This is a genomic window from Leifsonia aquatica H1aii, assembly GCF_000633535.1.
In the GTDB taxonomy this organism is placed as follows: Bacteria; Actinomycetota; Actinomycetes; order Actinomycetales; family Microbacteriaceae; genus Leifsonia; species Leifsonia aquatica_A.
Genome location: NZ_AYMR01000013.1, coordinates 19,922 through 42,821, shown reverse-complemented (window position 1 = coordinate 42,821; position 22,900 = coordinate 19,922). Strand labels below are relative to the sequence as shown.

At 70.2% G+C, this 22,900-nt stretch carries 23 protein-coding genes; 10 read left to right on the top strand and 13 right to left on the bottom strand.

Annotation, left to right across the window (positions count from 1 at the left end):
- The first annotated feature begins 10 nt into the window (after positions 1-10).
- Together U870_RS24885 and U870_RS23215 are read left to right on the top strand one after the other, a co-directional pair.
- Positions 11-229: a hypothetical protein gene (locus U870_RS24885; RefSeq protein WP_240183712.1), complete on the top strand. Its 219-nt coding sequence runs from the start codon at positions 11-13 to the stop codon at positions 227-229.
- Positions 156-839 carry a hypothetical protein gene (locus U870_RS23215; protein WP_240183711.1) on the top strand — a complete coding sequence of 228 codons (684 nt, stop codon included), beginning with the start codon at positions 156-158 and terminating at the stop codon, positions 837-839. Before U870_RS24885 ends, U870_RS23215 begins: the two co-directional genes overlap by 74 nt.
- A gap of 102 nt (positions 840-941) precedes the next feature.
- Here the strand turns inward: U870_RS23215 and U870_RS0114435 are convergent, their stop codons facing one another.
- Positions 942-2,108, bottom strand: coding sequence for a cystathionine gamma-synthase (locus tag U870_RS0114435; RefSeq protein ID WP_025158091.1), 1,167 nt, complete (start codon positions 2,106-2,108; stop codon positions 942-944).
- Between the two features lie 92 nt (positions 2,109-2,200).
- The gene (locus tag U870_RS0114430) at positions 2,201-3,565 is read right to left on the bottom strand and encodes a cystathionine beta-synthase (protein ID WP_025158090.1); all 1,365 of its coding nucleotides are present in this window, start codon (positions 3,563-3,565) and stop codon (positions 2,201-2,203) included.
- Positions 3,566-3,628: 63 nt separating this feature from the next.
- Between U870_RS0114430 and U870_RS0114425 the strand changes: the two genes are divergently transcribed.
- Positions 3,629-4,297, top strand: a complete 669-nt coding sequence (locus tag U870_RS0114425; RefSeq protein WP_025158089.1) for a metal-dependent transcriptional regulator — start codon at positions 3,629-3,631, stop codon at positions 4,295-4,297.
- A gap of 393 nt (positions 4,298-4,690) precedes the next feature.
- On the opposite strand, the gene U870_RS0114420 is transcribed toward U870_RS0114425, so the two are convergent.
- Together U870_RS0114420 and U870_RS0114415 are read right to left on the bottom strand one after the other, a co-directional pair.
- A complete protein-coding gene (locus U870_RS0114420) occupies positions 4,691-5,932 on the bottom strand; it encodes an Nramp family divalent metal transporter (protein ID WP_025158088.1) in 1,242 nt (413 codons plus the stop codon).
- Positions 5,933-6,136: 204 nt separating this feature from the next.
- Positions 6,137-8,020, bottom strand: a complete 1,884-nt coding sequence (locus U870_RS0114415) for an ABC transporter ATP-binding protein (RefSeq protein ID WP_029947646.1) — start codon at positions 8,018-8,020, stop codon at positions 6,137-6,139.
- Positions 8,021-8,316: 296 nt separating this feature from the next.
- Between U870_RS0114415 and U870_RS0114410 the strand changes: the two genes are divergently transcribed.
- The 5 genes from U870_RS0114410 (at position 8,317) to U870_RS0114390 (ending at position 12,929) form a co-directional block, all read left to right on the top strand.
- Entirely contained in the window at positions 8,317-9,600 is a 1,284-nt protein-coding gene (locus tag U870_RS0114410; protein WP_025158086.1) for an ABC transporter substrate-binding protein, read from the top strand.
- Positions 9,601-9,685: 85 nt separating this feature from the next.
- On the top strand, positions 9,686-10,723 hold the full coding sequence (locus tag U870_RS0114405) for a carbohydrate ABC transporter permease (RefSeq protein WP_025158085.1): 1,038 nt from the start codon (positions 9,686-9,688) through the stop codon (positions 10,721-10,723).
- Positions 10,720-11,634 (top strand): carbohydrate ABC transporter permease, encoded by a 915-nt coding sequence (locus U870_RS0114400; RefSeq protein WP_025158084.1) that lies wholly within the window; start codon positions 10,720-10,722, stop codon positions 11,632-11,634. The genes U870_RS0114405 and U870_RS0114400 overlap by 4 nt, the downstream gene beginning before the upstream one ends.
- Before the next feature lie 4 nt (positions 11,635-11,638).
- Positions 11,639-11,878, top strand: coding sequence for a hypothetical protein (locus U870_RS0114395; protein ID WP_025158083.1), 240 nt, complete (start codon positions 11,639-11,641; stop codon positions 11,876-11,878).
- Positions 11,879-11,894: 16 nt separating this feature from the next.
- Entirely contained in the window at positions 11,895-12,929 is a 1,035-nt protein-coding gene (locus tag U870_RS0114390; protein WP_025158082.1) for a LacI family DNA-binding transcriptional regulator, read from the top strand.
- Between the two features lie 157 nt (positions 12,930-13,086).
- On the opposite strand, the gene U870_RS0114385 is transcribed toward U870_RS0114390, so the two are convergent.
- The gene (locus U870_RS0114385; protein WP_025158081.1) at positions 13,087-14,325 is read right to left on the bottom strand and encodes an MFS transporter; all 1,239 of its coding nucleotides are present in this window, start codon (positions 14,323-14,325) and stop codon (positions 13,087-13,089) included.
- Between the two features lie 76 nt (positions 14,326-14,401).
- Positions 14,402-14,872, bottom strand: coding sequence for a MarR family winged helix-turn-helix transcriptional regulator (locus U870_RS0114380; RefSeq protein WP_025158080.1), 471 nt, complete (start codon positions 14,870-14,872; stop codon positions 14,402-14,404).
- Positions 14,873-14,966: 94 nt separating this feature from the next.
- Here U870_RS0114380 and U870_RS0114375 point away from each other — a divergent pair, with 94 nt between their 5' ends.
- The gene (locus U870_RS0114375) at positions 14,967-16,505 is read left to right on the top strand and encodes an amino acid permease (protein ID WP_025158079.1); all 1,539 of its coding nucleotides are present in this window, start codon (positions 14,967-14,969) and stop codon (positions 16,503-16,505) included.
- Here the strand turns inward: U870_RS0114375 and U870_RS0114370 are convergent.
- On the bottom strand, positions 16,457-17,149 hold the full coding sequence (locus tag U870_RS0114370; RefSeq protein ID WP_025158078.1) for a class I SAM-dependent DNA methyltransferase: 693 nt from the start codon (positions 17,147-17,149) through the stop codon (positions 16,457-16,459). The genes U870_RS0114375 and U870_RS0114370 overlap by 49 nt on opposite strands.
- Before the next feature lie 167 nt (positions 17,150-17,316).
- On the opposite strand from U870_RS0114370, the gene U870_RS0114365 reads away from it, so the two are divergent.
- Positions 17,317-17,757 (top strand): DoxX family protein, encoded by a 441-nt coding sequence (locus U870_RS0114365; protein WP_025158077.1) that lies wholly within the window; start codon positions 17,317-17,319, stop codon positions 17,755-17,757.
- Positions 17,758-17,857: 100 nt separating this feature from the next.
- On the opposite strand, the gene U870_RS24420 is transcribed toward U870_RS0114365, so the two are convergent.
- From U870_RS24420 to U870_RS0114335, 6 genes are all read right to left on the bottom strand, one after another.
- Complete coding sequence (locus tag U870_RS24420) at positions 17,858-18,001, bottom strand: hypothetical protein (RefSeq protein WP_162819162.1); 144 nt, start codon at positions 17,999-18,001, stop codon at positions 17,858-17,860.
- A 226-nt stretch (positions 18,002-18,227) separates the two neighbouring features.
- Positions 18,228-18,614, bottom strand: a complete 387-nt coding sequence (gene rplL / locus U870_RS0114355) for a 50S ribosomal protein L7/L12 (protein ID WP_025158076.1) — start codon at positions 18,612-18,614, stop codon at positions 18,228-18,230.
- A gap of 70 nt (positions 18,615-18,684) precedes the next feature.
- Positions 18,685-19,200, bottom strand: a complete 516-nt coding sequence (gene rplJ, locus U870_RS0114350; protein ID WP_025158075.1) for a 50S ribosomal protein L10 — start codon at positions 19,198-19,200, stop codon at positions 18,685-18,687.
- Positions 19,201-19,442: 242 nt separating this feature from the next.
- Positions 19,443-20,237, bottom strand: coding sequence for an alpha/beta fold hydrolase (locus tag U870_RS0114345; protein ID WP_025158074.1), 795 nt, complete (start codon positions 20,235-20,237; stop codon positions 19,443-19,445).
- Positions 20,234-22,003: a sensor histidine kinase gene (locus U870_RS0114340; protein ID WP_025158073.1), complete on the bottom strand. Its 1,770-nt coding sequence runs from the start codon at positions 22,001-22,003 to the stop codon at positions 20,234-20,236. The genes U870_RS0114345 and U870_RS0114340 overlap by 4 nt, the downstream gene beginning before the upstream one ends.
- Positions 22,000-22,770, bottom strand: a complete 771-nt coding sequence (locus U870_RS0114335) for a response regulator transcription factor (protein WP_275886605.1) — start codon at positions 22,768-22,770, stop codon at positions 22,000-22,002. The genes U870_RS0114340 and U870_RS0114335 overlap by 4 nt, the downstream gene beginning before the upstream one ends.
- Positions 22,771-22,900: the final 130 nt, after the last annotated feature.

Below are 22,900 nucleotides of genomic sequence, written 5' to 3'. Positions count from 1 at the left end.
ACTCGGCCGCATGACGGCTCCCGACGACAGCACCCTCGCCGCCCTCTGGGCCAGCGCAATCGACGGCGATGCCGGCCCGCTGGAGCGGACTCTCGGCGAGAACAGCCGCCTGCCCGGGCCACGAGCCGACCTCGAGCTCGCCGGGCGCCTGGCCGATGCGGCCGGCGCCACTGCCGCCGGCGACCGCGCGGCCGCGGTCGGATTGCTCGCGGGCTGGCTGGCTGGCTGAGCCTCCCCGATTCGTCGCCGACCTGTCCGACCCGCACCGCGAATACGTCGCGGCCTGCGCCGCTCTGGCCGCCGGCGCCCTCGGCGAGGTGGGGCTGCTGACCCGCGCCGGCGGCGATGCGCGCTGGCGGGTGCGCGAACTGGCCGCGACAGGGATGCAGCGCGTGCTCGATCGCGACTGGTCGGGCGGCATGGCGGAGGTGCGTGCGTGGCTGACGCGGCCGGCATCGGGCGAGGGCGCGTCGGCCCGGAAGGCGCTGACCGCGCGCGCCGCCGTAGCGGCGGTCGCCGAACCGCGTCTCCTGAAGCAGCCCCCGCACGGCGCCGAGGCGTGCGCCGTCGTCAACGACGCCGTCGATCTGCTGCTCGCCGTCCGCGCCGACGGGCGACGCGACCCCGACCTCCGCGTCCTCCGGCAGGCGCTCGGCTACGCGGTCAGCGTGGTCACGGTCGCGGCCCCCGACGAGGGCGTCCCGCTGCTGGAACGTCTCGCCACCTCGACCGACCCCGACGCACGCTGGATCGCGCGGGAGAACCTGACGAAGGCGCGCCTCCGCCCGCTCGGCGGCCTGCTCGACGTCGCCCGTGAGGCGTCGGCGCTGACGACCTGAGCGGCCTCCCGCGCTCCGAGCCCGGCGACATTCGGTCCGAATGTGGCTTTACAGCGCTTCATAAGCGACATTCGGTCCACATGTCGCCAGCAGGCGGCGGGGTCAGCGGCGGGCGAGCGCCTGCTCGACGTCGGCCAGCAGGTCGGCGACGTCCTCGATGCCGACCGAGAGCCGGATGACGTTGTCGGGCACCTCCAGCTCGGTGCCGCGCACCGACGCGTGGGTCATCTCGGACGGGTAGCCGATGAGCGATTCCACCCCGCCGAGGGACTCCGCAAGCTGGAACACCCGGGTCGACTCGGCGAACGAGCGGGCCGCCGCCGCTCCACCGCTCAGGGCCACCGAGATCATGCCGCCGAAGCCGCTCATCTGCCGCGCGGCGAGGTCGTGGCCGGGATGCGTCGGCAGGCCCGGGTAGTACACGGCGTCGATGCCGTCGTGACCGACCAGCGCCTCCGCGATCGCCTGCGCGTTGGCGCTGTGCCGCTGCATGCGCACGTCGAGGGTCTTGATGCCGCGCACGGTGAGCCACGCGTCCATCGGGGCCGAGACGGCGCCGGCCGCGAACTGGATGAACTGCACCTTCTCGGCGAGTTCCGCGTCGGCGAAGACCACCGCCCCGCCGATCACGTCGGAGTGGCCGCCGAGGTACTTCGTCGTGGAGTGCACGACGACATCGGCGCCGAACGACAGCGGCTGCTGCAGCACCGGCGAGGCGAACGTGTTGTCGACCACGACGAGGGCGCCGGCCGCGTGGCCCAGCTCGACCAGGGCGGCCAGGTCGCTGATCTTCATCAGCGGGTTGCTCGGCGTCTCGATCCAGAGGATGCGGGTGCCCGCGGTCGTCAGAGCCTGCCGGACGGCGTCGAGGTCGGTCAGGTCGACCGTGGTGTTGCCGACCCCCCAGGCCCGGTGGATGCGGTTGATCAGCCGGTGGGTGCCGCCGTAGACGTCGTTGCCCAGCACGACGTGGTCGCCCGGGGCCAACACGGCGCGCAGCAGGGCGTCCTCGGCGGCGAGACCGGACGCGAACGACAGGGCGCTGACGCCGCCTTCGAGCGAGGCGAGCAGCGTCTCCAGCGAGGTGCGGGTCGGGTTGCCGCCGCGGCCGTACTCATAGCCGTTGCGCAGGCCGCCGATGCCGTCCTGCACGAACGTGGAGGTCTGGTAGATCGGCGGGATGATCGCACCGGTCGTCGGGTCGAACTCCTGCCCGACGTGGATGGCGCGGGTGGCGAAGCCCTGGTTCTGGTCGGTCTCGGCGGTCATGGCGGCGCCTTTCGTGTCGTTCGTTCGTCGGATGGTCGAGGTGCGGTGCGCGGTGCGGATGTGCCCGTGCAGCGCCGGAGCGGCGGCGGAGCTCAGTCGCTCAAGAAGTTGAGCAGGTCTTGCCGGGTGAGCACCGCGAGCGGCTTGCCGTCCTCGGTCACGAGCAGCGCGTTGGCGCTGCCGAGCGCGGCCCGGGCGGCGGCCACGGGCTCGTTCACCCCGATCAGCGGGAGCGGGTCGCCGATGTGCTTGCCGACCGGGTCGCTCATCGCGGCGCGACCGCTGAAGACGGCATCGACCAGCGAGGTCTCGTCGAGCGCGCCGGCCACCTCGCCCATCACCACGGGCGGCTCGGCGGTCAGCACGGGCAACTGCGAGACGCCGTACTTGTTCATGATCTGGATGGCGTCGCGCACGGTCTCGCCCGGATGGGCGTGCACCAGGTCCGGCAGGTCGCCGCGCTTCGTGCGGATGACGTCGTGGACCGTGGACTCGTCCGGCACCTCGCTGAAGCCGTAGGACTGCATCCACTTGTCGTTGAAGATCTTGGCCAGGTAGCCGCGTCCGCCGTCCGGGAGGATGACCACCACGACGTCGTCGGCGGTGAGGCTCTTCGCCGCGCGCAGGGCGGCAACGACGGCCATGCCGCTGGAGCCGCCGACGAGGATGCCCTCCTCGCGGGCCAGCCGCCGGGTCATGTGGAACGACTCGGCGTCGGTGACCGGGATGACCTCGTCGACGACGGTCGGATCGTAAGCGCTCGGCCAGAAGTCCTCGCCGACGCCCTCGACCAGGTAGGGGCGTCCGGTGCCGCCGGAGTAGACCGAGCCCTCCGGGTCGGCGCCGATGATGCGCACCGCCCCGTCGGAGGCCTCCTTGAGGTAGCGACCGGTGCCGGTGATGGTCCCGCCGGTGCCGACGCCGGCGACGAAGTGCGTCACCTTGCCGTCGGTGTCGCGCCAGACCTCCGGGCCGGTGGTCTCGTAGTGGCTGCGCGGGCCGTTCGGGTTCGCGTACTGGTTGGGCTTGAATGCGCCCGGGATCTCGGCCGTCAGCCGGTCCGAGACGGAGTAGTACGAGTCCGGGTCCTCGGGGGCGACCGACGTGGGCGTCACCACGATCTCCGCGCCGTAGGCGGTGAGCACGTTGCGCTTGTCCTCGCCCACCTTGTCCGGCAGCACGAACACGCAGCGGTAGCCGCGCTGCTGGGCGATGAGCGCCAGGCCCACGCCGGTGTTGCCGCTCGTGGGCTCCACGATGGTGCCGCCGGGCTTCAAGAGTCCCTCGCGTTCGGCCGCGTCGATGATGCGGCTGGCGATGCGGTCCTTGGAGGATCCTCCGGGGTTCAGGTACTCGAGCTTGACGAGCACCGTCGCCGCGATCCCCTCGGTCAGCCGGTTGAGCTTCACGAGCGGGGTGTCGCCGACCAGGTCTGTGATGGTCTCTGCGTACTTCACGGGGACAACGGTAACAGCGTGCACGCTGGAGATCGGCCCTGTTACAGCCCGTAGACTCGGGGCATGCCCGTGTCCGACCTCTCCCCTGTGGCGCAGGACTACCTGAAGTTCATCTGGTCCGCCACCGAGTGGGAGGGCGACCCTGTCACCGTCAAGCAGCTGTCCGAGCGGATGGGCGTGCGCGCGGCGACCGTCTCGGACGGCATCCGCCGGCTGACCGAGCAGGGCCTGCTGGCCCACGAACCGTACGGCGGCATCGAGCTCACCGATGACGGTCGGCGTCACGCGGTGGCGATGGTGCGCCGGCACCGGCTCATCGAGACGTTCCTGGTGGAGGAGCTCGGCTACGGCTGGGACGAGGTGCACGACGAGGCCGAGGTGCTGGAGCACGCGGTCTCGGACGACCTTGTGGACCGGATCGACCGCCGTCTCGGCTTCCCCGCGCGCGACCCGCACGGCGACCCCATCCCGACCGCCGACGGGCAGCCGCGCCGCCCCGACGCCGTGCCGCTGCTGTCGGCGCAGACCGGTGTGGAGGTCGTGGTGGCGCGCATCTCCGACGCGGACCCGGCCATTCTGCGCTACCTGGACGAGCTGCGGATCGGCCTCGACACCCGCCTGACGGTCGACGAGCACCGCGAGTTCGCAGGCGACGTCACCGTGCGCACCGCGGAGTCGACGATCGTGCTCGGCGCGACGGCCGCCGGCGCCGTCTGGGTCGTCACCGCCTGAGCCGCGTCTGCCGGTACGCACGGCGCGCGGCCACCGGAGGAGATCCCACCCGTCACGCCGCGTCCGCGCGGCTACCGGAGGAGATCCCACCCGCGGCGCCGCGTCCGCGCGGCCACCGGAGGAGATCCGACTCGCCACGCCCTAGAACTCCTCCGTTGCCCACGCCGCACCCCGTTCGCCACGCCGCGACCGCGCGGCTACCGGAGGAGATCCCACCCGCCACGCCCCAGAACTCCTCCGCTGCCTGCCCGGCGACGGCGCGTCGCGCGCGAACTCCTCCGTTGCCTACGCCGCGTCCGCGCGGCCACCGGAGGACATCCGGCCCGGCGCGCCCCCGAACTCCTCCACTGCCCGGCGACGGCGTGCCGCGCGGGAGGCCGCCGGCGCCGCGCCTCAGGCCCCGGTGACGGTCAGCACCACCAGCGCGAGGTTGAGCACCACGACCAGCCCGGCGACCGCCCCGCCGGCCAGCCGCACCCAGAGCCGGTCCGCCCGCTCGCCCATGACCTCCCGCGAGCCGGTCAGGCGCAGCAGCGGGATCATCGCGAACGGGATGCCCAGGCTCAGGAACACCTGCGACAGCACGAGCGCCCAGGTCGGGTCGACGCCGAGCGCGAGGATGATCACCGCGGGGATGAGGGTGATGATCCGCCGGGCCAGCAGCGGGACCCGCACCTTCAGCAGGCCGCCCATGATCGTCGCGCCCGCGTAACTGCCGACCGAGGTGGAGGCGAGGCCCGACGCGAGCAAGCCGATCGCGAAGACGATCCCGACGACAGGGCCGAGTGCGGAGGAGATGGCGGCGTGCGCTCCCTCGATCGTGTCGGTCCCCGCCACCCCGCGCAGCGACGCGGCCGCCACCAGCAGCATCGCGATGTTGACCGCGCCGGCGAGGATCAGCGCGAGCACCACATCCAACCGGGTGGCGCGCAGCAGGGTGCGCACGCGGCCCGGGTCGGTGGTCGAGCCGTGCCGGTCGCGGGCGAGAGCCGAGTGCAGGTAGATGGCGTGCGGCATCACCGTGGCGCCCAGCATGCTCGCCGCGAGCAGCACCGTTGGTGCCCCGTCGAAGCGCGGCACCAGGCCTCCCGCCGCGGCGCCCCAGTCGACCGGGCTGACGAACATCCCGGCCAGGAACCCCACCGCGATGACGCCCAGCAGCCCCAGGATGACCGCCTCGAACGGCCGCTGCCCCCGGTGCGACTGGATGCCGAGGATGCCGATCGACATCACCCCCACGATCAGCCCGCCGAGCGGGAGCGGGAGGCCGAACAACAGGTTGAGGGCGATCGCGCCGCCGATGACCTCGGCGATGTCGGTCGCGGCGGCGACCAACTCGGCCTGCACCCAGTACGCCCGCCGGGAGCCGGTGCCGAGGCGCGCCCCGAGCAGTTCCGGCAGGCTGCGCCCGGTGACGATGCCCAGCTTCGCCGACTGGTACTGCACGAAGACGGCGATGGCGTTCGCGGCGACCAGTACCCAGACCAGAAGGTAGCCGTACTGGGCGCCCGCGGTCAGGTTGGCGGCGACGTTCCCGGGGTCGACGTAGGCGATGGCCGCGACGAACGCCGGCCCGAGCAGGAACAGCAGCCGGGCGCGGGAGCCGGTGGTGCGCTCCGTCGTCGTGACCGTCATCTACGACCTCCCGAACTCAAGTGTTAGGTCAGGCTAACATCCCGAGAGCCTCTGTGTCTCTCCGTCCCTCCGCCCGACTCGCAACTCCGGAGTTCTCTCGCGACACGCCGCTCAGGTCGCCGGAACTCCGGCGTTCGCGGCCGCTCGGGAGAACATCTCCGGAACTAGTAGGGGAGGTAGACAGGGCAGGCAGGCAGGCGCGACTCACGCCTCCGGGCTGAGGGTTCCCTCGATCTGCTCGCGGTACAGCCGGGTGTAGACGCCGCCGGCCTCCAGCAGTTCGCGGTGGGTGCCGCGTTCGACGATCTGTCCGTGGTCGACGACGAAGATGACGTCGGCGGCCACGATGGTCGACAGCCGGTGGGCGATCGCGATCGTGGTGCGGCCGCGGGAGACGGTGTCCAGGGCCTGCTGCACCACCCGCTCCGAGATCGTGTCGAGGGCGCTCGTCGCCTCGTCGAGGATGAGCACCTCGGGGTCCTTGAGCAGCACCCGGGCGATGGCGATGCGCTGCTTCTCCCCACCGGAGAGGCGGTAGCCGCGCTCGCCCACGATGGTCGCGTAGCCATCGGGGAAACTGACGATGGTGTCGTGGATGTTGGCCTGGCGGGCCGCGGCCTCCAACTCCTCCAGGGTGGCGCCGGGCCGGGCGTAGCGGAGGTTCTCGGCGATGGAGGCGTGGAACAGGTAGGTCTCCTGGCTGACCACGCCGATGTGGGAGACGAGCGAGTCCTGCTGCAGCCCGCGGATGTCCGCGCCGCCGAAGAGGATGCGCCCGCTCGTCGCGTCGTAGAAGCGCGGGATCAGGTACGACACGGTGGTCTTGCCGGCCCCGCTCGGCCCGACGAAGGCGGCGAACTCGCCGGCGCGGATCGTGAACGACACGTCGTCGAGGGTGTTGCGCTCCCCCTCCCGCGCGTCCGGATAGCGGAAGACGACGTGGTCGAACTCGATGCGGCCCAGATCGCGGGACGGGTCGACCGGGGCGGCGTCGGACCGGTCGGCGATGGCCGGTTTCAGGTCGAGGTACTCGAAGATCCGGGCGAAGAGCGCGCCGGAGGTCTGCAGGTCCAGGGCGACCCGCATCAGGGCCAGCAGCGGGAACAGCAGCCGCGCCTGCACGGTCGTGAAGGCCACGATCGTGCCGGCGGTGATGTCCGTCGCGCCGCCGAGGATGAGCCAGCCCGACACGACGTAGACGATCGCCGGGATCGAGGACAGGAAGATGTTCACCATCGCGAAGAACCACTGACCGCTCATCGCCTGCGACACCTGCAGCCGGATCTGGTTCTCGTTCTCGTCGGAGTAGCGCTGCACCTCCGCACCCTGCCGGTTGAAGCTCTTCGACAGCAGGATGCCCGACACGCTCAGGGTCTCCTGCGTGATCGCGGTCATGTCCGACAGCGACTCCTGCGTGCGGGTCGCGATGCGGGCGCGCACCTGGCCGACCCGGCGCTGCGCGACCACGAGGATCGGCATCAGGATGACGGCGACGATGGTGAGCTGCCAGTTGAGCAGGAGCATCGCGACCAGTGCCGCGATCACCGTGACGGTGTTGCCCAGGATGCTCGACATCGTGTTGGTGAGCACGCTCGCCACCCCGCCGACGTCGTTCTGCAACCGGGACTGGATGATGCCGGTCTTGGTCTTGGTGAAGAAGCTGAGCTCCATCGCCTGCAGGTGCGAGAACAGCCGCACCCGCAGCGCCCCCATCACCTTGTTGCCGACGGACGCGGTCAAGTAGGTCTGCCACACCCCGAGCAGCGAGGAGCCGACGTAGACGACCACCATCGTGACGACGATCGTGATCAGCACCGGCATGTCCGGGCCGCCCTTCGGGAACAGCCCGTCATCGAAGGCGCGCTGGGTCAGCAGCGGCGGGATGACCGACAGCGCCGCACCGACCAGCACGAGCACCATCGTGACGATGATGGCGGTGCGGTGGGGGGCGAACAGGGCGACGATCCGGCGGAACAGGTGCGGGATCTTCGGTGCGGTCGCGTTGAGCGCCTTCTGGGCCTCCGCGTCTCCGCCGCTGACGCGCGACCGCATCCCGCCGCCTCCGCCGCCCATGCCCATCCCGCGCATACCGCTCACGCGCTCAGCCTAAGCCCGTCCGCCGACCACCCCCTCACCGCTCTCGGCGGCGGCCCCGGCGAGGTTCACGTCGGTGCGTGTATGACCGGTCCCATGAGCGCAACGACGTGAACCTCGGCGATGGAACGAGCGGATCGCGCGCGCGACGACCCCCACGCGAGGGTGGAACACCGTGACGGAACCGTGATGCAAGCGCTTGACGTAAACGCTTGCATCGAGCTCCGAGCCGGGAGTACGGTGTCGGCGGGCGCACCCGCGCCTGCACCAAGAGCTCAATGAGGAGTGAAATGAAAGCAGCACGTCTCTCCGTGGTCGCGGGCGTCGCCCTGGTCGGCCTCGCACTGGCCGGTTGCACAGGCGGCGGATCCGGAGGCACCAGCGGCGGCGACGCCAGCCAGAACCTCACGGGCAAAGGTCCGATCACCTACGTGCAGGGCAAGGACAACTCGAACGTCGTCCGCCCGCTGATCGCCAAGTGGAACGCAGCGCACCCCGACGAGAAGGTCACCTTCAAGGAGCAGACCGACCAGGCGGACCAGCAGCACGACGACCTCGTGCAGCACTTCCAGGCCAAGGACGCCAACTACGATGTCGTCGACGTCGACGTGGTGTGGACCGGTGAGTTCGCCGCGAAGGGCTGGCTGCAGCCGCTGACCGGCGACTTCAAGATGGACAACTCGGCCCTGCTCGCACCGACCGTGAAGTCGGGCACCTACAACGGCACGCAGTACGCGGCGCCGCAGACCTCCGACGGCGGCATCCTCTACTACCGCAAGGACCTCGTGCCCACGCCCCCGAAGACCTGGGACGACATGCTCAAGGACTGCGACATCGCCAAGGCGAACAACATCGGCTGCTACGCCGGCCAGTTCGCCCAGTACGAGGGCCTGACGGTGAACGTGGCCGAGGCCATCAACACCAACGGCGGCACGATCGTCGGCGACGACGGCAAGACCGTGACCGTGGACAGCAAGGAGGCCAACGCGGGCCTGTCCCGCCTGGTCGACGGCTTCAAGAACGGCCAGATCCCGGCCGAGGCCATCACCTACCAGGAGGAGCAGGGCCGGCAGGCGTTCGAGGCCGGCAAGCTGCTGTTCCTGCGCAACTGGCCGTACGTCTACAACCTGGCCAAGACCGATGGCTCCTCGACGGTGAAGGACACCTTCGGGATCGCCCCGCTGCCGGGCATCACCGCCGACAAGCCGGGCGTCTCCAGCCTGGGCGGTCACAACGCGGCCATCAGCGTGTACTCCAAGCACAAGGCGACCGCGTTCGCGTTCCTCAAGTTCCTGCAGAGCGAAGAGACGCAGAAGTTCTTCGTGACGCAGGGATCGCTGGCCCCCGTCCTCTCGTCGCTGTACGACGATGCGGACCTGAACACCCAGCTGCCCTACCTGTCCACCCTGAAGACGTCGATCGAGAACGCGGTGCCGCGTCCCGTCTCGCCGTTCTACCCGGCCATCACCAAGGCCGTTCAGGACAACTCCTACGCCGCCCTCAAGGGCGACAAGACGGTCGACCAGGCGCTGAAGGACATGGCGTCGGCGATCCAGACCGCCAGCCAGGGCTGACCCGGTCGGTCTCCCGGTCACCGGGCGGCGGGACCTCTCCCGCCGCCCGGTCCCCATCTCTTCTGCCACGTCACCGGAGGCACACATGTCAACGTCGAACGTCGTCGCCCCCTCCTCCACCAACAGAGGCGGCAAACCACCGGTCCGGGCCGGGATCAAGCAGAACAGGCGCCAGCAGAGCCGCTGGGCCTTCTACCTGATCATCCCGACACTCATCCTCCTGGCGGTCGTCATCGGCTACCCGGTCGTGAGCGCCATCGTCATGTCCTTCCAGAAGGACGCCGGCCTCGACCCCGCCACCGGGCTGTTCGTCCAGGGCGGCTTCGCCGGCTTCCAGAACTACGCGCACTGGCTGTTCCAGCAGTGCATGGGCACCGACGGCTCCACCATCGCCTGCCCACCCGGCAACCTCGGCTCGACCTTCTGGAACGCCGTCTTCGTCACCTTCTTCTTCACCGTGACGACCGTCATCCTCGAGACCGTCCTCGGCCTCTGGTTCGCCCTCATCATGAACCGCGCGTTCCGTGGCCGCGGCTTCGTCCGCGCCGCCATCCTGGTCCCGTGGGCCATCCCGACCGCCGTCACCGCGAAGCTGTGGTTCTTCATCTTCTCGGTCGCCGGCATCGCCAACGCGATCCTCGGGGCGCACATCCTCTGGACCAGCGACGAATGGGCCTCCCGGTTCGCGGTGATCATCGCCGACACCTGGAAGACCACGCCGTTCATGGCGCTGCTGATCCTGGCCGGTCTGCAGCTCATCCCCGAAGACGTCTACGAGGCCGCCAAGATGGACGGCGCGTCGACCCTGCAGCGGTTCTGGCGGGTCACGATGCCGCTTCTCAAGCCGGCGCTCATGGTCGCCATCCTGTTCCGCGTTCTGGACGCCCTCCGCATCTACGACCTGCCGGCCATCCTCACCGGCGGTGGAGGAGGTACGGGCCATGCCACCACGACCTTGTCGATCCTGGTGATCGACCAGATCAGGCAGGGCTTCAACAGTGCGGCCGCGCTGTCGACCATCACGTTCATCATCATCTTCCTGGTGGCGTTCATCTTCGTCCGAATACTCGGCACGAACGTCGTGAGAACCCAGGAAGCCCAGCAGAAGGGAGCGAAGGAATGACCGCAGTCGCCGGCCCCGCCACCGCCACCGCCGAGGCGAACGCCCTCCCCCGCACCCAGACGAAGAGGAAGGGCACCGCACGCCGCCGCAACGCCGGCGTCCGCACGGGAGTGCAGGCCATCGTCATCGTCCTGTGGTGCCTGCTCCCCTTCTACTGGATGGTCGTCACCTCGTTCCGGGATGTCGGCTACACCTTCGACACCACGCCGTGGTTCACGCACTTCACGTGGGACAACTACGCGACCGCGTTCTCCACCAACCTGGGCAACCACCTCGGTCAGGCGCTGCTGAACTCGCTGATCATCGGCACCTGCGTCACCGTGGTGTCGCTGGTGTTCGGCATCTTCGCCTCGTATGCGCTGGCGCGGCTTGACTTCCGGTTCAAGGGCATCGTGCTCGGCATCATCCTCGCCGCCTCGATGTTCCCGGGCGTCGCGCTCATCACGCCGCTGTTCCAGCTGTTCACGAGCATCGGATGGATGGGCACCTACCAGGCGCTGATCATCCCGCAGATCTCGTTCGCGCTGCCGCTGACGGTCTACACGCTCTCGTCGTTCTTCCGCGAGATGCCGTGGGACCTGGAGGAGGCCGCACGGATCGACGGCTGCACACAGGCGCAGGCGTTCCGCAAGATCATCCTGCCGCTGGCGGCTCCGGCCGTGTTCACGACAGCGATCCTGGCGTTCATCTCGTCGTGGAACGAGTTCCTGATCTCCAGCCAGCTGTCCAGCGACGCGACCCAGCCGGTCACCGTGGCCATCGCCTCCTTCACCGGCAGCCAGCCGCACCAGGAGCCGTACACCGCCGTCATGGCTGCCGGTACGATCGTGACCGTTCCGCTCATCATCCTGGTGCTGATCTTCCAGCGCCGGATCGTCGCGGGGCTCACCGCCGGCGGAGTGAAGGGCTGAGCAGATGCGCTGGAGCGATCCGCGGGAGGCCGTCGACGTCGGTCTGGGCTTCGTCGGCTTCTTCGCGGTCGCCTTCTTCGTCATCACGCTCGTCTGCGAGCTGACCGGGGAACCCGCGCTCACGTGGGCGCTGATCACCCTGGTCCTGGTCCTCCTCTTCGTCGCACTCTGGCAGGCGCGCCGCCGCATCCTGGCGGCGCGCCTCAGAGCGCTGGAGGAGCAGGCCTCCTCCGAGCAGCTCTGAGCGGCCGACCATGCGGATGCCCGGGATCGAGGAGGTCGCGCGCGCGACCGGCGTCTCCACGGCGACCGTGTCCCGGGCGTTGCGCGGCCTCCCCAACGTGTCCGACACGACCAGGGAGGCGGTGCGCCGTGCGGCCGACGAACTCGGCTACGTGGCCTCCTCGAGCGCATCCGGGCTCGCCAGCGGGCGCACCCTCGCCCTCGGCGTGGTCGTCCCCTCGGTCAGCCGCTGGTTCTACACGCAGGTGATGGAGGGGGTCGACGCCGAGCTGCGCGCCGCCAGCTACGACATGATCCTGTTCAATCTCGGCGGCCATCGCGGCGACCGGGAGCGGGTGTTCCACCGCAGCATCCTGCGCAAGCGCACCGACGCCCTGCTCGCACTCTGCCTCGACTTCACCGTGGAGGAGCGCGAGCAGCTGGCCTCCCTGGGGCACCCGACGATCGTCGTCGGGGGTCCGGTCAAAGGATTGCGGAGCGTCGGGATCGACGAGCGGACGACGGCCCGTCGCGCGACCGAGCACCTGCTGAGCCTCGGCCACACCGAGATCGCGCACCTCGGCGGCGAGGACGAGGAGGGCCTCAACAGCCAGGTGCCGGCCGGCCGGCTGCGCGGTTTCACCATCGCGATGCGGGCGGCCGGGCTTCCGGTGCGCCCCGAGTGGATCGTGCCGGGCGGCTTCGCCCTCCCGGCGGCACGCGCGGCCATGAACCGGCTGCTGGATCGGCCGGGACCGCGGCCGACGGCCGTGTTCGCCGGGTCGGACGAGATGGCGTTCGGGGCGATCCTCGCCGCCGGCGATCACGGTCTCAGCGTGCCGGGGGACCTCTCGGTGATCGGGATCGACGACCACGACTTCGCGGAGTCCTTCGGGCTGACCACCATGGCGCAAAGCCCGTTCGAGCAGGGCTCCGTCGCCGCCCGGATCCTGCTCGACGAGCTGGCCGGAGCCGAGCCCCGGCCACGGTCGGTGCGCTCCCCCGTGTCGCTCGTCGTCCGCTCCTCCACGGCTCCGCCGCGCGGCGTGTACCGAGCAGGCCCATCCATCTGAAAGAATGTTTCTGCGCCGCTGCCGCGGATCGCGCCTTTCGGGTAGGCACGATCGAGTGCGCAGTGGCTGTTCGCTCCCGGCTTTCCTAGGCCGCGACGCGAGAAGGGCCGCCCTGACTAGGACAGGGCGGCCCTTCGAACTCTCTGCCGGAGGCGGGTCAGTCGGCGTCGGCGAGCGCCAGGACCTCGGCTTCCTGCTGCGCACTCTCCTGCGGGGCGTCCACCCGGCGGAGGTGCTTGTGGCCGATCATGACCAGGGCCACGGCGATCAGCACCGAGACGGCGCCGGCGAAGAAGGGCGTGGCCGGGCTGATGGTGTCGGCGAGCAGGGTCGCGGCCGGCGGCGCGATGGCGCCGCCGAGGAAGCGCACACCCGAGTAGGCGCTCGACGCGACCGAGCGGGGCAGGTCGGTGGCCTCCATCACGCACTCGGTGAGCACGGTGTTCAGGATGCCGAGCAGCAGGCCGCCGATGATCACGCAGACGATCAGCGCGGCGAGGGACGAGATGAAGAGACCCGCCGCCAGCAGGTCGATCGCCAGGAGCGGCATCACGATCCAGAGCACCCGGGTGCGCGGGAGGCGCGCGGTCAGCAGCGGAGCGACCCACACCGAGGTCACGGCCAGCGAGACACCCCAGCCGAAGAAGATGAGCCCGAGGGTGATGGCATCCTCCACCCCCAGTGGCACCAGGGCGAACGGAGTGTAGGCGAGCAGCACGAAGAAGCCGATGTTGTAGAACAGCGCCGCCGCCGCGAGGAATCCGAGGGCCGGCCGGGCCAGCGCGCGGAACGGTGCCGAGAGCTTCGTCGGGACGGGCTTCTCCTGACCCTTCTTCAGCATGATGACGATCGCGATGAAGCCGATGGCCATCAGGGTCGCCGTCCCGAAGAACGGCCCGCGCCAGCTCCAGCTGCCGAGCAGTCCGCCGAGCAGCGGGCCGATCGCGATGCCGAGGCCCAGCGCCGCCTCATACAGGATGATCGCGGCCGACGTCCCGCCCGAGGCGGCGCCGACGATGGTGGCCAGCGCGGTGGAGATGAAGAGCGCGTTGCCCAGGCCCCACCCGGCGCGGAACCCGATGATCGACTCGACGTTCTGCGACAGCCCCGCGGCCAGCGCGAACACGACGATGAGGGCGAGTCCGATCAGCAGGGTGCGCTTGGCGCCGATCCGGCTGGAGATCCAGCTGGTGAAGAACATCGCCAGGCCCGTGATGAGCAGGTAGCTCGTGAAGAGCATCTCGGTCTCGGTCGGGGTCGCCTCGAGGCTCTTGGCGATCGCGGGGAGGATCGGGTCGACCAGTCCGATCCCCATGAAGGCGATGACGGAGGCGAAGGCGACGGCCCACACGGCGGTGGGCTGCTTGAGGATGTTGTCTGGCTTGTCGTGGGACATCGAGAGTGGACGGCTCCTGGCGGATCGGTGGTGCGGAAAGGGGGACGGGGCGGTGCGCGACTCCGGGCGGCGGGGCTCAGCGCACGCCGGCGAGCGCGGCGGAGGTCGCGGTGGAGAGCTCGACGCGGGAGGCGATGAGCTCGACGGTGCTGCGCATGGCGGCCAGCTCGTCGTCGCTGAGGTCGGCGAACATCGGCACGAGTGCGGCGGAGAGCTCGTCGCGCCAGGCCTGGAGCGCGGCGGCGCCCTTGGCGGTGAGGGCGATCTGCCAGGCTCGGGCGTCGTCGGTGTCGGCGATGCGCTTGACCCATTCGGATTCGACGAGGGTGCGCACGAGCTTGGTCATCGTCGGCTGGGAGACCCGGCTGTGCGAAGCCAGCTCGCCGAGGCGCAGCGGGCCGGCGGTCTGCAGCACGCTCAGCGTGCGCCAGATGGCCGGCGACTCGGTGCTCCCGGTGACCCGGGCGGCGAGGCGGGTGAGACGATGGCTGGCGACGACCAGATCGCCCAGCGTGCTTCTCAGTTCTTCGGTGCGGTTCTCGGACATGAGAATCATTTTATATAGCTTGCCTATATAAATCAAGCGAATGCATCCATTGCATGTGGCTGATATACAGCATCTGTGATGCTTCAATCGGAGCATGCGACGAAGCACACCTCCCGAGCCGCCCCGGATCGACGGCGCGGGCTACCACCGCGAGCTCAAACCGCGGCACATCCAGATGATCGCCATCGGCGGTGCGATCGGCACCGGCCTGTTCCTGGGCGCGGGCGGCCGGCTCGCCGCGGCGGGCCCGTCCCTCGTCATCGCCTACGCGGTCTGCGGTCTCGCCGCGTTCCTCATCCTGCGCGCGCTCGGGGAGCTGGTGCTGCGACGACCGGACTCGGGGTCGTTCGTGAGCTACGCCCGCGAGTTCCTCGGCGAGAAGGCCGGGTTCGTGACCGGATGGATGTACTGGATGTACTGGGCGATGATCGGGGTGGTCGACGCGACCGCCGTCGCCGTCTACCTGCGGTTCTTCGGTGCCTACCTGCCCTTCTTCGCCGAGGTGCCGCAGTGGGTGTGGGCCCTCTCGGCGCTCGTGCTGGTGCTCGGCCTCAACCTCCTCTCGGTGAAGGTGTTCGGCGAGCTCGAGTTCTGGTTCGCCCTGATCAAGGTGGCTGCGCTCGTGGTCTTCCTGGTGATCGGCATCCTGTTCGTGGTGCTCGGCACGCCGGTCGCCGGACACACCCCGGGGTTCGCCCTCCTGGCCGAGAGCGGCGGGATGTTCCCGCACGGGCTCGTCCCGCTCGTCCTGGTGGTACAGGGTGTCGTGTTCGCGTACGGCGCGATCGAACTCGTCGGGACGGCCGCCGGCGAGACCGCCGACCCTGAGCGGACCATGCCGCGCGCCATCAACTCCGTCATCCTGCGCATCGCGCTCTTCTACGTCGGCTCGGTGCTCCTTCTCGCCCTGCTCCTGCCCTCGAGCGCGTACTCCGCCGACGAGAGCCCGTTCGTCACCTTCTTCGCCTCGATCGGTGTCCAGGGCGCCGACGTGGTGATGAATCTCGTGGTGCTGACCGCCGCGCTCTCGTCGCTCAACGCAGGCTTCTACTCGACCGGCCGGATCGCCCGCTCCCTCGCCGAACGCGGTGCGGCGCCCGCGTTCGCCGCGCGGATGAACCGTTCCGGCGTGCCCTACGGGGGCATCGTCATCACCGGCGCTGTCGCCCTGCTCGGCGTCGTCCTGAACGTGCTCCTGCCGGATCAGGCGTTCGAGATCGGCATCAACCTCACCTCGGTCGGCCTCCTGACCGCCTGGACCGTCATCGTGCTGTGCCAGTTGACGCTGTACCGCCGCTCGCGGCGCGGCGAGGAGGAGCGGCCGTCGTTCCGGATGCCCGGCTCGCCCTGGACCGGCTACGTCGCCCTCGCGTTCCTCGGCACGGTGGGCGTGCTCATCCTCCTCGACTACCCGACCGGCACGTTCACCGTCGGCGCGGCGCTGGTGATCGTGGTGCCCCTGCTGATCGGCGGATGGTTCCTGGTGCGACGCCGGGTCGCGGCCTTCGCTCAGCGGGAGGCCGACGAAGCGGCCGCGCCTCAGGCGGTCGCGGCTCAGGGGGTCGCGGCTCGGGACGTCGCGGCTCAGGAAGCGGGCGAGGAGGCTGGCGACGTGGAACCCGCGCCCCGCTGAGCGATCAGGTACGCCTGCCGCGACTTCTCGGGCGCGACCGGCTCGCGCAGCACCTCGCCGACGACGGCGAAACCGGCCGAGGCGAGGCGGCGGCGCACCCGGTCGGGCGACTGCCGCCGGGTGCGCAGGTCGATGTCGTGGCCGTACGCGTGCGTCAGGTGAACGACGTCCTCGTCCCCGCCGCCGCTCACCTGGAACGCGAGCAGCAGCCGTCCCCCGGGCCGCACCACGCGCGCGAACTCGCGGAAGACGGCGTCCTGCTCCTCCTGGGGGATGTGGATGATCGAGTACCAGGCGAGCGCGCCCGCCAGCTCCCCGTCCGCGAACGGCAGCTCGAGCATCGAACCGACCGTGAACCGGAGCGCGGGATGCTCCCGTCGGGCGACCTCCACCATCCCGGGCGAGAGGTCCACTCCCGCGACGTCGAGCCCGAGCCCGGCCAGGTGGCCCGCGATGCGACCGGGGCCGCAGCCGAGATCGGCGACCGGTCCCCCACCGTCCGCGGCCACCTGTTCGGCGAAGAGGCCGAGCACCGCGCGGTCGAACAGGTTGGTGCGCAGATCGTCGCGCAACAGGTCGGCGTAGTCCTGCGCGACCGTGTCGTAGGCGAGGCGTGTCGCCCGGGAGTCCGCTGAGCTGGTCATGCCGGAAGCCTAGGCGCCCACACGGAACGGGTGCGGCCGAGGTTCAGTCGACGCGCCGCTCCCCGACGATTCGGAGCACATCCGCACGGCGAGGTCAGGGCGCGCTGGGAGGGTGGCGGTGCGGAACCCGAGACGCGGACCTGACCACCGATCGACGGAGGAATCCCATGAGCGCACGCTCGACATCCCGCCCGGCCACCCTCGACCTCGGACTGCTGCTGCTGCGGTTCGCGGTCGGCGGCACCCTCATCGCCCACGGGCTGCAGAAGCTGCTCGTACTCACCCTTCCCGGCGTGACGGAGTCGTTCGCGGGGATGGGCATCCCCCTGGCCGAGCTGGTCGCCCCGGCCGTCGCCGCCATCGAGCTCGTCGGCGGCTCCCTCATCGTGCTCGGGATCGGGACACGCGCGGCCGGCCTGCTGGCCGCGATCGCGATGCTCGGAGCGGTCTTCACCGCTCACGCCGGGGCGGGCTTCTTCGCCGCTGACGGCGGCTACGAGCTCCCGCTGCTGATCGCGTGCGCGGCCGTCGCGCTCGCCCTGACCGGCCCCGGACGGTTCTCGGTGCACCGGGTCGTCCTGCGCGGACGCGCGCCGCTCGTCGCCTGAGCCGCCGGGCATGCCGCCGCTCCGCAGCGCGGCGTGTGCGGACGACGCACCAGCGCCCCCGGGCCGGAGGTTCCGGCCCGGGGGCGCGTCGTGTGTCGGGTTACCGCAGGTACCGGTCGTACAGCAGGGTCCTGCGGCACAGATCCGGCGGGTGGGCGCCGCTGTCGCGGTCGTCACCGTGCAGGATCGCGGCCCCGAGGCCGCGGAGGTATGCGGCGCAGCTGCGCCACAGCGATGTACTCATCGTTGTTCTTCTTCCGGTTGTGCGTCCTTGCACACCGATGCACGCGGGCAGGCGCGATCGGACGCTCTGATGGGGATGAGCGTGTCCGCGTCCGCGCGCCGTTAACGCACGGAGGGCGTCGCCCCGCAGTGGGGGCGACGCCCTCCACAACGCGGACACTCTCGTGAGAGGAGTCCGCGTCGTGCAGCGTCAACCTGCGTGTAGAAGAGCCCCGATGGGGCGTCGACTACTTCAGGGTGATGGTGGCGCCAGCCTCTTCGAGCTGGGCCTTCGCCTTGTCAGCGGTCTCCTTGTTGGCACCCTCGAGAACGGTGCTGGGCGCACCGTCGACGAGAGCCTTCGCCTCACCGAGGCCGAGGCTGGTGAGGGCGCGCACCTCCTTGATGACCTGGATCTTCTTGTCGCCGGCCGCCTCGAGGACGACGTCGAAGGAGTCCTTCTCCTCGACCTCTTCCGCGGGGGCGGCAGCGCCGGCACCGGCCGCAGCAACGGCGACGGGGGCGGCGGCGGTGACCTCGAAGGTCTCCTCGAACTTCTTCACGAACTCGCTGAGCTCGATGAGGGTGAGCTCCTTGAACGCGTCGAGCAGCTCGTCAGTCGACAGCTTTGCCATGATTTTCTCCTTAGTGTGTGTTGGTTACTCACCGCTTGCGGGGCCCCGCAGGACCCGATTCCCGAGGGAATTACGCAGCGGACTCCTGCTTCTCACGCAGCGCGTCGACCGTGCGAACGGCCTGCGACAGCGGTGCGTTGAACAGATATGCGGCTCCGAACAGCGAGGCCTTGAAGGCGCCGGCCAGCTTGGCCAGCAGAACCTCACGGGACTCGAGGTCGGCGAGCTTGCCTACCTCTTCGGCGGTGAGCGGGTTACCGTCGAAGTAACCGCCCTTGACCACCAGCAGAGGGTTCGCCTTGGTGAAGTCACGCAGAGCCTTCGCGACGGCGACCGGGTCGCCGTGCACGAATGCGATCGCGGACGGACCGGCGAGCTCGTCGTCGAACGACGAGATTCCGGCCTTGTTCGCTGCGATCTTGGTCAGCGTGTTCTTCACCACGGCGTACGTCGCGTGCTCACTGATCGACGTGCGCAGCTGCTTGAGCTGAGCGACAGTGAGACCGCGGTACTCGGTCAGCAGAACGGCGGTCGAGCTCGTGAACAGGTTCTCGAGCTCGGCAACCGTGGCTTCCTTGTTCGCCATGGCCTACCTCTCAATCTTCTTCGTCGCACACCGCGGGAGCGGCGTGCGCCTCGACCGCGGGAAAGAAAAAAGCTCCGGCGCAGAGGCACGGAGCGAGAGGATTGCAGAAACCTGCGAAACTTGCTTCATACACCTGCGCGGGCGCCCACCTGAGTGGATCTTCTCTGCGTGCGAACACGCGGACCAGCGGTCTTTGGCTTCGACCAGGGTACGGGACGGGAGCGCCGGGATGCAAATCGTGGTCAGCGATGGCGGTGCAGGAACCCGAAGACGACCGCTCCGTGCCCGGGCCGCAGCACGACCTCCCCGTGGGCGCAGTGCGACCGGACGATGGCGCGGGCGCCGGGAATGCGCGCGGCGGTCGCGCGGACGACGTCGGGCGGGTAGAACGCGTCGCGGTCGCCGCACAGGAACAGCGTGGGCGCCGCGATCCGCTCCGCCCGGTCGAGGATGTCGAAGCCGTCTTCGGCACGCACCAGCGGGACGAGGGTGCTCACGTCCTCCGGGGCCGTGAGGAAGGGCGCCACGGCCCGCAGCATCGGACCGGCGCCCAGGAAGTCGAGGGTGGCCAGCGCCAGCTCGGCGTCGGCCCGGCGATCCCCCGACTCCACCTGGTCGGCGTAGCGCCGCTGCAGCAGCCGCCCTTCGTCGCCGAGTCGTCCCGCTCCCGAGACGATCACCAGTGTGCTCACCAGCTCGGGATGGTCGACGGCGAGCTGCAGAGCGATGCTCGCCCCGGTGGACGTTCCCAGCAGCGGAACGGGACGGCCGCCGAAGCGACGGCGCAGCACGCGCGCGTAGAGGTCGGCGACCTCCGCCATCGTGGGCGCCTCGGGCAGCGCCGACGGGCGGCCGAGCGCGTAGACGCGGTGGCCCTCGGTGCCCCGCAGCGACAGACGCTCCGTGAAGGCGTCGATCGCCCGCGGCGCGTGCGGGAGTGCGGGGAGCCCGCGGAGGAAGACGAGCGGGGGCGCGGTGACCGGGCCGTACGGCGTGGCCGCGATCGACACCCGGCCGGTCGCTCCCGGTGAGGTCACTCCCGGTCCGTTCGCGGTCCGGGCACGACGGTCTCGTCCGGCGCGGGGGCGCGACCGGTCTCGCCGTACCCGGCGTCGGCCACGGTCTCGCCGTCCACGATCTCGCCGTCCACGATCTCGGCATCCACGATCTCGCCGTCCACGATCTCGCCGCCATCGCCGTCCAGCTCGTCCAGCTCGTCCGGATCCAGGATCGGCGCCTCCTCGGCGAGAGCATTCCCGACCTCGACGAGCGGCAGGGCGACCGTGAACACGGTGGCGCCCGGCTCGCTGGTCACCGAGACGTCGCCGCCGTGGGCGATCACCACGGCCTGCACGATCGCGAGTCCGAGCCCGGTCGAACCGGTGGCCCGGTTGCGGGAGCTGTCACCGCGGGCGAATCGCTCGAAGAGCGTGGACTGCAGGTCCTCCGGGATGCCCGGGCCGTTGTCCTCGACGGTCACGATCGCACGTCCGGCCTCCCGGTCGACGGCGAGCGCCGCCGTCACGACGGTGCCCTCCGGTGTGTGGACCCGGGCGTTCGCGAGCAGGTTCATCACGACCTGATGCAGGCGCGGGGCGTCGCCGACGACCTCCACGGGCTCCTCCGGAACGAGGATGCGCCAGTGGTGGTCGGGGCCGGCGGCGTGCGCATCGCTCAGTGCGTCGATGAGCAGCAGGGAGAGGTCGACCGGGTCGCGATCGAGCTCGCGGCCCTCATCGAGCCGGGCCAGCAGCAGCAGGTCCTCCACCAGCGAGGTCATGCGCGTCGCCTCCGACTCGATCCGCCCCAGCGAGCGGGTGACGTCGGCCGGCAGCTCATGCGGAGCGCGCCGGGTCAGCTCGGCGTAGCCGCGGATGGAGGCGAGCGGGGTCCGCAGCTCGTGGCTCGCGTCGGCCACGAACTGGCGCACCTTCTGCTCGCTGGCCTGGCGCGCGGTCAGCGCGGACGCGACGTGGCCGAGCATCCGGTTGAGCGCGGACCCCACCTTGCCGACCTCGGTGTGCGGGTCGGTGTCGGCCTCGGGCACGCGCACGGAGAGCGCGACGTCGCCGCGGTCGAGCGGCATGTTCGCCACCTGCTCGGCGGTCCCCGTCACCCGCTCCAGCGGCCTCATGGCGAGGCGCACGATGAAGCTGGCCAGCAGGAAGGCGAAGATGAGGCCGGCGAGCGTCACGAGCACGATGACGAGCGTGAGCTGGGCGACGGTCGCGTTCACGGGCGCCAACGGCAGGCCGATGATGACGCTGTCGCCGTTGTCGAGAGGCACGGCGGCGACACGGTAGTCGCCCACGGTCGGCCCCAGTGTGATCGTGCGCGGCCGCCCGTCAGCCGGGAGCGCGAGCAATGCCGACCGGTTGATGTCGACCGTCTGCGGGGCGGCGGACTGATCGGGTGCACCCTCCGGCGGCCGGTCGGCGAGGATGACGGGGTAGAGCAGATTCATCCCGTTCCGCACCACGCCGAAGGTCTCGGTCTGCTGACCGGGTGCCGCCACCACCTGAGGGACCTGCGGCCCGGTCGGACCGGAGCCGAACAGGGAGTTCGCCCGCTGCTGACCGCGATTGAGCGACGAGGTCAGCTGCGCGTCGAGCCGCCCCACCAGATAGCTCTGCAACGCCAGAACGCTGACCGTCCCGATTACGGCGCCGAGCACCGCGAGCATCGCCACGACGGCGAGCACGACGCGGCTGCGCAGCGTCCACGAGCGGAAGGGGCGGATGCGGTGGAACCAGCCGTTCGCACCGCCGGATGCCGGAGCGCCCGCGGTGCGGGCTGTGGTCATTGCGCGGCCTTCACCATGTATCCGGCGCCGCGCACCGTGTGGATCATCGCCGGGCGTCCGGCGTCGATCTTCTTCCGCAGGTAGGAGATGTAGAGCTCGACCACGCTCGAGGAGCCGCCGAAGTCGTAGCTCCACACCCGGTCGAGGATCTGCGCCTTGCTCAGCACGCGTCGCGGGTTGCGCATCAGGAAGCGCAGCAGCTCGAACTCCGTCGCGGTGAGCTGGATGAGCTCGCCGTCGCGGTGCACCTCGTAGCTGTCCTCGTCCAGCACGAGGTCGCCGACGATCAGCACCGGGTCGTCATGGTCCGCCACCGCCGCGCGCGACCGGCGCAGCAGCCCCCGCAGACGCGCCACCAGCTCCTCCAGGCTGAACGGCTTCGTCACGTAGTCGTCGCCGCCGGCGGTCAAGCCGGCGATGCGGTCGTCGAGCGAGTCCTTCGCCGTCAGGAACAGCACGGGCGCCTCGTTGCCGTCGGCGCGCATGCGCGAGAGCACTTGGAGACCGTCGATGTCGGGGAGCATGATGTCCAGCACCACGACATCCGGCTTGAACTCGCGCGAGAGCTGCAGCGCCTGCTGGCCGTTGGCGGCCGTGCGCACCTCCCAGTCCTCGTAGTGCAGCGCCATGGCGAGCAGGTCCGTCAGCGTGGACTCGTCGTCGACGACGAGCACGCGGATGGAGCTGCCGTCCGCACGGCGCAAAAGGGTACGGGGCTGGCTGGAGGCGCTGGAGGCGGCGCGGGCGTTGATGGTCACCTTTCCCATTATGAAGAGCGGTCTTCGCGACGGCTATGCGAAACCTATGGAGAGTCTGAGAGCTTCGAGCCGTCACATGTTCAGCGAAACCATAGCCACGGCATACGCACCCGAAAGGGGCCGGACCTAGCGTCCTTCC

Bases quoted from the DNA above. Each gene is read 5' to 3' on its own strand.
- U870_RS24885 (WP_240183712.1), top strand. From the start codon at position 11: ATGACGGCTCCCGACGACAGCACCCTCGCCGCCCTCTGGGCCAGCGCA.
- U870_RS23215 (WP_240183711.1), top strand. From the start codon at position 156: ATGCGGCCGGCGCCACTGCCGCCGGCGACCGCGCGGCCGCGGTCGGAT.
- U870_RS0114435 (WP_025158091.1), bottom strand. From the start codon at position 2,108: ATGACCGCCGAGACCGACCAGAACCAGGGCTTCGCCACCCGCGCCATC.
- U870_RS0114425 (WP_025158089.1), top strand. From the start codon at position 3,629: ATGCCCGTGTCCGACCTCTCCCCTGTGGCGCAGGACTACCTGAAGTTC.
- U870_RS0114420 (WP_025158088.1), bottom strand. From the start codon at position 5,932: ATGACGGTCACGACGACGGAGCGCACCACCGGCTCCCGCGCCCGGCTG.
- U870_RS0114415 (WP_029947646.1), bottom strand. From the start codon at position 8,020: ATGCGCGGGATGGGCATGGGCGGCGGAGGCGGCGGGATGCGGTCGCGC.
- U870_RS0114410 (WP_025158086.1), top strand. From the start codon at position 8,317: ATGAAAGCAGCACGTCTCTCCGTGGTCGCGGGCGTCGCCCTGGTCGGC.
- U870_RS0114405 (WP_025158085.1), top strand. From the start codon at position 9,686: ATGTCAACGTCGAACGTCGTCGCCCCCTCCTCCACCAACAGAGGCGGC.
- U870_RS0114400 (WP_025158084.1), top strand. From the start codon at position 10,720: ATGACCGCAGTCGCCGGCCCCGCCACCGCCACCGCCGAGGCGAACGCC.
- U870_RS0114395 (WP_025158083.1), top strand. From the start codon at position 11,639: ATGCGCTGGAGCGATCCGCGGGAGGCCGTCGACGTCGGTCTGGGCTTC.
- U870_RS0114390 (WP_025158082.1), top strand. From the start codon at position 11,895: ATGCCCGGGATCGAGGAGGTCGCGCGCGCGACCGGCGTCTCCACGGCG.
- U870_RS0114385 (WP_025158081.1), bottom strand. From the start codon at position 14,325: ATGTCCCACGACAAGCCAGACAACATCCTCAAGCAGCCCACCGCCGTG.
- U870_RS0114380 (WP_025158080.1), bottom strand. From the start codon at position 14,872: ATGTCCGAGAACCGCACCGAAGAACTGAGAAGCACGCTGGGCGATCTG.
- U870_RS0114375 (WP_025158079.1), top strand. From the start codon at position 14,967: ATGCGACGAAGCACACCTCCCGAGCCGCCCCGGATCGACGGCGCGGGC.
- U870_RS0114370 (WP_025158078.1), bottom strand. From the start codon at position 17,149: ATGACCAGCTCAGCGGACTCCCGGGCGACACGCCTCGCCTACGACACG.
- U870_RS0114365 (WP_025158077.1), top strand. From the start codon at position 17,317: ATGAGCGCACGCTCGACATCCCGCCCGGCCACCCTCGACCTCGGACTG.
- U870_RS24420 (WP_162819162.1), bottom strand. From the start codon at position 18,001: ATGAGTACATCGCTGTGGCGCAGCTGCGCCGCATACCTCCGCGGCCTC.
- rplL (WP_025158076.1), bottom strand. From the start codon at position 18,614: ATGGCAAAGCTGTCGACTGACGAGCTGCTCGACGCGTTCAAGGAGCTC.
- rplJ (WP_025158075.1), bottom strand. From the start codon at position 19,200: ATGGCGAACAAGGAAGCCACGGTTGCCGAGCTCGAGAACCTGTTCACG.
- U870_RS0114340 (WP_025158073.1), bottom strand. From the start codon at position 22,003: ATGACCACAGCCCGCACCGCGGGCGCTCCGGCATCCGGCGGTGCGAAC.
- U870_RS0114335 (WP_275886605.1), bottom strand. From the start codon at position 22,770: ATGGGAAAGGTGACCATCAACGCCCGCGCCGCCTCCAGCGCCTCCAGC.